Here is a 9,143-nt window from a genome sequence, read left to right as displayed (position 1 = left end):
TTAATGTTATCACAAATAAAACACCCAAAATAATTGCCATATTTATATCCCATTCGGTTTATTCGTATTATGCCGTGAATATCGATACTCCAGCTATAGGTGTTCGGGACATCCTCTACGCCGGTAGTATCTGCAAAAACTTGTTATTCCATCATATAGTGCATCTCTGAAAACACCTTTTTCGGGTGATACAGCCTTTCATTACTCGGTTCCCCTTTTATGCTGCTACCTGCCTATCAGGTGGTTAGTATGCTTACCAGCCACTTTTTACTATATTGTCCGTTTTGTTAACTGATTTGTTAATGCTTCCATTTGACAGGTCTGGAAAGATACTTTTCTGATTTTAGGGGTTTGAGGGCCAACGATGTAAAAAACCACGTTAATAGGTTAACCTATTGTTTTATTTTAATTATTAGGTGCTGCATTTACAGCTACTCCAATGATCATGGGGCTGATGGTCGATGGAACGCAATACCAAGTAGATTGATTGCATAAAGTTCCTTCAATTCCGATCTGCCCTCCCGTTTTCACATCCTACTTCAGTTCAATTTTGTTGCCATTCCTTTACAACAGCTTCCCAATTGGCCGTTCTCTCGACCAATTTCCCATCAGCATCCTTTCTTGTCCAAACATCCCAGAAATCAGGGTCATCAGAATGGGGTTGCTGCTCTTTCGTCAAATTTTTCATTTTAACTAAGACAGGAAGTTCAGATGCCCAGCCCATCAGTATTGCATGTTGAGATGGCAATGAAGGCAATTCACGGAGTAATCCTCGCAAATTGTCGGGTACCATTTTATGAACTTGCTCCTGATCTTTGTCATTGCTAATTCGATGCAGAAGAAAAGTATTACATTGAGATAAAACTGTAGGTGATAATTCTGATGGTCGTTGCGAAGAAATAACCATACCGAGACCAAATTTCCTGCCTTCTCGTGCAATTTTCTCAAATACTTGACAGCAAACAGCTGCGACATCCTGATTTTCACTGTCCTCACGATACCGTTTAATAAATGTATGTGCTTCTTCAGCAACAAGTACCGTAGGTAAAGATTTGTTATATAGTCGTCTATAACGTTGCAATGATTCAAAAATAATTCTTGAAATGACAGCTGTCACAAGATGAGTAATTTCAGTTGGTACTAAAGAAAGATCAATAATTGAAACGCAGCTATCACCATCACCATCTTTCCCAATATATGTTTCTAACCAATTAGCCAAGTCAACTCTATGCTCTGAGTCATTGGTTATGGGTTTCATTCTTGTATCCGCAAGCATTGTGCGTATTCTAGCTACTAGATATTCAACATATTGCTCGCTACCATTTTCTTGTGCTAACGCCTCTAAATAGGAGACTAAATTATTTCCGTCAAAAGGGACGGGGATATCCTCGTTTTTAGGAAGGAGTTCACACTCATCGCCTCCAAGGCTCTGAAATGAAGATAACACTCCATTTATGATGTTATCAACTGCGCTAACTTTAGCATTGTAATCTGGATATCTGCCTTCTCTTTGCCCACAAAAATCTTGAATAGAGATGATTAATTTATCTAACTCAGGGCATGGTGTAGTTAATCTCGCTTTGTATTCTTCCAGACTCTGACGCCAAATATTAATTTTAGCCAAAAGATTTTTGGCTCCAGGGAAATCATTAAGTGCCGCTGCTCCTTTAGATTTATCCGCTTTTAAAGAAACCAAAATTGTACCTAGGTATTTTTTAACTTCTATATCTATATTCTTTTGTAAATCAAATTCTTCATTTCTCATTGCTCTCAAGGAGCGTTTTAGTAATGGAAGTTGTGCTTTAGGACTTGCTTGCGTGAATGATGCCCACTCCGAACTATTCCAAAACCATGAGGGTACTTGTAATTGGTTTTCACTGCCTTCAGCCTCAACCTTAAATACTCTACCTTTAAATTTCGTCGTTGGCCCCAAAGCACGTGCATACTCGCCGTTGGGGTCTAGGATGATAAATCTGGCATTTGGTTTTATTTGTGATTCCAATGCAGATTCGAGTGACCACTGGATTAATCCAGATACAGAGCAAGACTTACCGCTACCAGTATTTCCGAGCACTGCTATATGACGACCAAATAATCTATCAGGATCTACAGCTACATTTGCATTGTTCGCAAGTGGACTTTGTCCAATGATCACTCGCCTATTATTTCCAGATTCGACTATTGATCTAAGTTGTAAATCTGTCGGTAGTAAAATAGCAGCCCCAATAGAAGGAAACGATTCAGAACCTCGTTGAAATCTGAAATAATCAGTACCATCTTTGGACAAACGTTTAAGCATTCCCACCGGATTCAAACTTATTTTTTTTCGGGGGAATGGTAGATTTACTAAACCAAATTCTTGAACATCTCTTTGTTTTGGATAAGGCGAATGTTCTACAGCAAGCCACTCTATTTGCCCAACTAAGTAACCATTATCACATGATATTAATACATAACTGTTTACTCTTGGAAAGTTTCTAGGCGTTCCTGCATTCAAAGCAACAGTATCAGGTGAGTCAATCTCTAATATTGCTCTAATTTCATTAGGTGAAACAAAATCTACAGTGCCGACCCTGAGTTGCTCACCTTGTTCAATCGGAAATGAGTTCATTCAGCATCCTCGCTATTATTTGAAATTGTTGTACGATATAAACCCCTTGATTTCAATAGTTCTGCCATACGAATTGATGATCTGTCTATCGCTGCTTTAGGAAGATAAAAATCCACTAAATTCTTGATATCTCCAAAGTGGTCACCAAGTAATAAAGATATTTGAGCTTTTCTTCCACTTTCGTTTACAAAGCGCATAATTCTACCGAGTGGATCGCCGTAGGCAATTATTACTATATGCGTTGAGGGTATTGTCAGCATGTCAATAATAACACGGTTTATATGTTCATCTCCAAAACTATAACCATATGTTACCAAAGTACTATTAGGACGACATGTTGCAGATGCTAAGTCTCTGAATAGTTCAACATAAGGGTATTCTGATGTTTCTCGGTCTTTAACCGAGTTTGGATAAATCATTAATTGATGATAGTTCGCTGCTCCAGCAGCCTCCACTTGTAAAAAGGGTTCCACCGAACTCGCACCAAAAGGTAATCCAAATCGCCTTATGGCTCCTTCGGTAGTATACCAGTCCAATGAGCCATGTAATTTAGTAAAGCGCGCCACACCTTCCAAATATCTTGGTTCACCACGAATACCCGGTGGATTATAATGATAGTCGACTTCTAGTCGCGAAGATCTGAAAATAGGCGCTATAGTACCAACAAATCTGTCAATTAGTCGAATACCTGCTATTTCAGCTCCTGCTTCAATTATCCTGTCGTAATTCGTCGTGAAAATATGTAATCGATCCCTTGTCGCTGTTCGACTTGAAAAACTCATCAAAAAACTTACTAAATAATTAAACGTTTGTGTTTTTAAATCGTTTTTTGCATCGCGAATTAACTTTTCCCCATTACTAACTGAATCTGAGAATAATTTCAAACATCTTGTTAGCTCATTATTTAACTCAACTAACTCACTTTTTAAATTTCGATATGGGAGAGCACCAGGAGGCGGTTCTGGAAGTGGGAGATTTTGCGCAGTTAAAATCTCTAATCCTTTAATTAACTCATTAATTGAACGGATTTGGTCTTCAATATTACCTCTTCCTCTTCCTGAGGCTTCAGCTGTTTTAGCTACATAACTATCTATTTCAGCCTTGCAAACTTTGAGATCATTAATCCATCCCATGCCTTGAGGTTTCGTGCCTGTCGCTGACTCTTGGATTGCTGAACTAAGTCCCGCGCCAATAAGTATATTTAGGTGTTCAGACTGAAAAAGAGCAGTTAACCAAGGTTCTATTCTTAAACGCAAAAAATCAGGAGTGATTTTATCTCCTGGTTTTGCCCATGAGCAGTGTCCAACAACTTTAAATGCACCAACTTCGCTGTGTGGATCCAACTGAACCGGAGACTGGTCATCTCCAAGCTTTAAGTATTGACTCACTTTGAATTCATCCTTCGTTAGAGTTAATAGCTGTTTTTCTTTTCAGCCTAAAATAGGTCGCCCTTGATATACCCGTTTTTTCCATTACTTCCTTAACTTGTACGTCCTTATTAATCAATTCATTAGCTAATTCAGCCTTCTTGTGAGGCTTTCTTCCGAATTTGACCCCCTTAATCATAGCGGTCTTCCGCCCATCGTTAGTTCGCTCCAAGATCCTTTCTCGTTCCGCCTCGGCAACAGCTGCTAGTATCTGGATAACCATTTTTCCCATTGTGCCTTCAGTACTAAGACCATTCTCTAGAAATCGGATAGCGATGCCTTTTTTATAGCAAGTATCCACAATACGAATCATATCAGCGGTATTACGTCCTAGACGATCCATTTTAGTACAGAGGATGATGTCATCTTTCTCCGCTCTGGCAAGGAGTCTCTGTAGCCCTGCACGCTCATCAGTTGCTCCTGACATCATGTCAGTAAATACACGATCATCCCTCACTCCCGCTGTTTTGAGTTCAGTAATCTGGCTCGTCAGTTTCTGATGGCTGGTTGATACTCTTGCATATCCTAATAATGCCATTTTGGTCTCATAAATCGATATTGATACTGCGTAGTATCATAAGGTATAAATCGCGATTTTTGATACTAATGTATGATGCCGTTTTGAGCAGTCTCACAATTTATAATATTTGAGACGGTTAAAAAAAGGACAGAACTCCCGTTTACGAAAGGATGCGCAATGAGTGATGACTTTCTTACCAGCGAACAGACAGAAAACTACGGTCGCTATGTGGCAGACCCAAATGAGGTTCAGCTGGCTCGGTATTTTCATCTGGATGAGCGTGACCTTGCTTTTATTAATCAGCGACGGGGAAAACATAACCGGCTGGGGATTGCACTTCAGCTGACTACGGCGCGCTTTCTGGGAACGTTTCTTCCTGATCCCCTTCAAATTCCCTCATTCATCCGTTTTTACATTGCGGCACAGTTGAACATCAGCCGACCAGAGATCCTTTCCCGGTATGCTGAAAGAGAAAATACCCGCTGGGAGCATCAGGGGCTTATCAAGCTCTATTATGATTATCATGATTTTGGTGATTTCCCCTGGACATTCAGACTGAAGCGTTTGCTCTATACTCGCGCCTGGCTCAGCAATGAGCGTCCAGGTCTGCTGTTTGATTTTGCTACCGCATGGTTGCTGCAAAATAAGATCCTGCTACCCGCAGCCTCGACTCTGACAAGGCTGATTGGCGAAGTACGCGAACGGGCAAGTCGACGATTATGGCGAAGGCTGGCTTTGTTGCCTGACAGCTGGCAGAAAACACAACTGGACGGTTTACTTGAAATACCTGAAGGGCAGCGTATATCGGTGCTGGAGGAGATGCGAAAAGGTCCTGTCACTATCAGTGGGCCGTCATTTACAGACGCCCTGGAGCGATATACCCGACTGCGTAGCATGGAGTTTTCCCGGTTGAATTTCTCCGGTCTGCCTGCCATCCAGCTGCGGAATTTGGCCCGTTATGCCGGAATGGCTTCGGTGAAATACATTTCAAGAATGCCTGACGAACGGCGACTGGCCGTGCTTACTGCGTTTGTGAAAGCACAGGAAATTTCGGCGCTTGACGAGGCCGTGGATGTGCTGGATATGCTTATTCTGGATATCACGCGTTCTGCAAAAAATATCGGGCAGAAAAAGCGGCTCAGGACCCTGAAAGATCTTGATCGTGCCGCGCTATTACTGGCACGGGCATGCACGTTATTACTTGATGAGAACACCGATGAAGCAGCTCTGCGGCAGGCTATTTTTCGCCGCATACCAAAGGACAAACTGGCTGAATCCGTCGGCAAGGTAAATGAGCTGGCGCGCCCGCAAGATACTCAGTTTCAGGATGAAATGGTGGAACAATATGGACGGGTGAAGCGTTTCCTGTCCGCGATGTTGCGTGACTTACACTTTCAGGCCGCCCCGGCCGGGGAGCTCACGTTGTCAGCAATCCATTATCTGGCCGAACTGAGTGGCTCAAAAAAGCGAATTCTCGACGATGCACCAGAGCAAATCATTTCCGGCCCATGGAAACGTCTGGTCTACGACAGAGATGGTAGGATTCTACGAGCGGGTTACTCGCTGTGTCTTCTCGAGCGCCTTCAAGATTCTTTGCGCCGTCGTGATTTCTGGCTGGAGAACAGTGATCGGTGGGGGGACCCGCGTCAAAAATTGCTTCAGGGAGCTGAATGGCAGGCACAACGCATCCCGGTATGTCGGGCGCTGGGTCATCCATCAGACGGAACTAAAGCAGCAGAACAACTGGCTACGCGGCTTGATGACACATGGAAATCAGTGGCTTCACGTTTTGCCTGCAACGCAGCGGTCAGCATAAGCAATGAAGGTAAGCATCCCTCACTGACGATTAGCAGTCTGGATAAACTGGATGAGCCACCGGCACTGATACAATTGAATCGTCGGGTAAGAGAATTGATCCCTCCGGTTGATCTGACGGAGCTGTTGCTTGAAATAGATGCCCGAACCGGTTTTACCCGCGAATTCAGCCACGTCAGTGAATCAGGTGCTCGGGCGCAGGATCTCCAGGTCAGTCTGTGCGCAACACTGCTGGCAGAAGCCTGCAATATAGGGCATGAACCCCTGATAAAGCATAATATTCCCGCGCTTACTCGCCATCGTCTGAGCTGGGTTAAACAAAATTATCTCAGGGCAGAAACGCTGGTCACCGCTAATGCACGGCTGGTTGATTTTCAGTCCACGCTGCCGCTCGCGGGGTACTGGGGAGGTGGTGAGGTTGCCTCCGCAGATGGTATGCGTTTTGTCACACCGGTTAAAACGGTTAATTCCGGACCAAATCGTAAATACTTTGGTTCAGGACGCGGTATCACCTGGTACAACTTCGTCTCCGATCAATACTCCGGTTTCCATGGCATTGTAGTTCCCGGGACGCTTCGTGATTCCATCTTTGTACTGGAAGGGCTTCTGGAGCAGCAGACCGGGCTGAATCCGGTAGAAATTATGACGGACACGGCAGGATCCAGCGATATCATTTTTGGCCTGTTCTGGTTACTGGGCTACCAGTTTTCCCCTCGTCTGGCCGATGCAGGCGGGGCGATATTCTGGCGGGCAGATAAAACGGCACATTATGGTGCCCTGAATGAGCTGGCCCGGGGATGTGTTGAACTGTCAAAAATAGAATCCCAATGGGATGAAATGATGCGAATGGCGGGCTCACTGAAGCTTGGGACCATCCATGCATCAGAGCTTATTCGTTCACTGTTGAGAAGTAGCCGACCATCTGGTCTGGCTCAGGCGATTATGGAAGTGGGCCGGGTCAACAAGACGTTGTATCTTCTCAACTATATCGATGATGAGGATTACCGGCGTCGGATCCTCACTCAGCTCAACCGGGGAGAAGGACGCCATGCAGTGGCTCGAGCCATTTGCTACGGACAACGTGGTGAGATTAGAAAACGCTACCGTGAAGGGCAGGAAGATCAACTCGGTGCTCTGGGTCTGGTGACCAATGCGGTTGTGCTGTGGAATACACTTTACATGCAGGAGGCGTTGTCACATCTTCGCAAATCGGGGGAAACACCTGAAGAGGAGCATCTGGCAAGATTATCGCCGCTGATACATGGCCATATAAATATGCTGGGACATTATACGTTTTCGTTACCGGAAGATATTCTGAAGGGCGAGTTAAGACCATTAAATTTGAATACAAACAATGAATTAACCTCTTAGCGTGGTTTTTTACATCATTGGACCTCGAACCCCCTGTATAGCTTGTGGGTAAGTGATAATGAAGTGCAAACGAGATGGCGCAAATACTCTTTTGGTTTATCTTTTAATTACTTACGTATTAAAAGATAAACCAAAAAATAAAAGACATTACTGTTATCCCCTTTAAAAAGTGGATAACCGAACAGCATCGGCGCGAGCGCCTCAAAAGTAGCTCCCCACGCTAAAGCGCGGGGCATTCAGAACGGAATCCCTCGATGGCTAACAGCTCGCCTGTTAGCCATCGAGGGATTGGACAAATCCGTCCACGCCGGATACGTCAGCAAATATCGCTGAAGAATTAGCTTACACGCTCGTAAGCGGCTCTTACGACCCGCTAACGCGGAGATACGCCCCAACTGCGGCTTCGCCTTGTTGTGACCACTCCGACCGCGCACAAAAGCCTCTGAGCCGCTTTTAGCGGAATATGGCTTTGCAGGGTGAAGGGATGGATAGGCGATCCCTTTCGATCCCTCACTGGTATCGGCGGCTAACCCTCGGTGCTACCGGGGTCGGTTCCGGCTGAGGGCGAAATGACACCCTAAGCGTTAGCTCTGTGTCGTTGCACGATGTCAGCGACGGTATTCTTGCTGATACCGAGCTCGCGTGCGATCCAGCGATAGCTGCGTCCCTCGGCCCTCATCGCAACCACCTTAGGCAAAAGTCGGTCTGATTTTGGTCGCACTCCGGCCTGACGACCAAGCCTCTTACCACGTGCCTTCGCAACAGCAAGGCCTGACTTGACCCGCTCGCTGATGAGATCCCGCTCAAACTCCGCAATGCCGGAAAGAAACGTCGCCAGCATTCGTCCATACGGCGACGAAAGATCGAACGCCATTCCATTCATGGCTATCACGGAAACCTTCCAGTTCTCCAGTTCACGTAGCGTATTGAGCAGATCGAGCGTCGAGCGCCCCCACCGGGAAAGCTCAGTGACCAGGATTGCATCAATTTGTCTGGACTGGGCAAGCGCCAGGACTTTCTTTCGCTCGGCCCGGTCGAGTTTAGTTCCTGAACCTGTTTCCTTAAATATTCCCACCACGTCGTAGCCGGCACGGCCGGCGAAGGCTCGCAGATCAAATTCCTGGCGTTCACAAGACTGATCCGCTGTTGAAACCCGGCAGTAAATGGCGGCACGATGTCCCAATTGAACCCTCCTGGATTTTTGTATCGGAACGCCCTGATTTATATGGGCTGGCTGTTGTCCAAAACAGACTATACTTCAAAAGGGACGAATTTGTATGTCACGACGCCATATTTTCACCGAACGGCAGCGAGCAGCGCTGTTCGATCTGCCCACGGACGAACTGTCGCTACTGAAGTTCTACACGCTGGGCGATGATGACCTGGAAAACATTAGGCA

General features: G+C 45.3%; 5 protein-coding genes. 1 reads left to right on the top strand and 4 read right to left on the bottom strand.

Annotated features, from left to right (window positions below; translation table 11 throughout):
- Positions 1-544: 544 nt before the first annotated feature.
- From M989_RS22790 to M989_RS22785, 3 genes are read right to left on the bottom strand one after another with little or no spacing between them, the layout of a single operon-like run.
- Positions 545-2,611, bottom strand: a complete 2,067-nt coding sequence (locus M989_RS22790) for an ATP-binding protein (RefSeq protein WP_004098991.1) — start codon at positions 2,609-2,611, stop codon at positions 545-547.
- On the bottom strand, positions 2,608-3,999 hold the full coding sequence (locus M989_RS25005) for an SIR2 family protein (RefSeq protein ID WP_004098990.1): 1,392 nt from the start codon (positions 3,997-3,999) through the stop codon (positions 2,608-2,610). Before M989_RS25005 ends, M989_RS22790 begins: the two co-directional genes overlap by 4 nt.
- A gap of 7 nt (positions 4,000-4,006) precedes the next feature.
- A complete protein-coding gene (locus tag M989_RS22785; RefSeq protein ID WP_004098989.1) occupies positions 4,007-4,576 on the bottom strand; it encodes a recombinase family protein in 570 nt (189 codons plus the stop codon).
- Positions 4,577-4,735: 159 nt separating this feature from the next.
- Here M989_RS22785 and M989_RS22780 point away from each other — a divergent pair, with 159 nt between their 5' ends.
- Complete coding sequence (locus tag M989_RS22780) at positions 4,736-7,744, top strand: Tn3 family transposase (RefSeq protein ID WP_064549204.1); 3,009 nt, start codon at positions 4,736-4,738, stop codon at positions 7,742-7,744.
- A 577-nt stretch (positions 7,745-8,321) separates the two neighbouring features.
- On the opposite strand, the gene M989_RS22775 is transcribed toward M989_RS22780, so the two are convergent.
- Positions 8,322-8,927: a recombinase family protein gene (locus M989_RS22775; RefSeq protein WP_000509966.1), complete on the bottom strand. Its 606-nt coding sequence runs from the start codon at positions 8,925-8,927 to the stop codon at positions 8,322-8,324.
- Positions 8,928-9,143 lie beyond the last annotated feature (216 nt).

This window comes from Kluyvera georgiana ATCC 51603, from assembly GCF_001654985.1.
GTDB classification, from domain to species: domain Bacteria; phylum Pseudomonadota; class Gammaproteobacteria; order Enterobacterales; family Enterobacteriaceae; genus Kluyvera; species Kluyvera georgiana.
Note: the sequence above shows the minus strand (reverse complement) of the source record. Positions and strands in the feature narration are given on the sequence as shown.

Bases quoted from the DNA above. Each gene is read 5' to 3' on its own strand.
- M989_RS22785 (WP_004098989.1), bottom strand. From the start codon at position 4,576: ATGGCATTATTAGGATATGCAAGAGTATCAACCAGCCATCAGAAACTG.
- M989_RS22780 (WP_064549204.1), top strand. From the start codon at position 4,736: ATGAGTGATGACTTTCTTACCAGCGAACAGACAGAAAACTACGGTCGC.
- M989_RS22790 (WP_004098991.1), bottom strand. From the start codon at position 2,611: ATGAACTCATTTCCGATTGAACAAGGTGAGCAACTCAGGGTCGGCACT.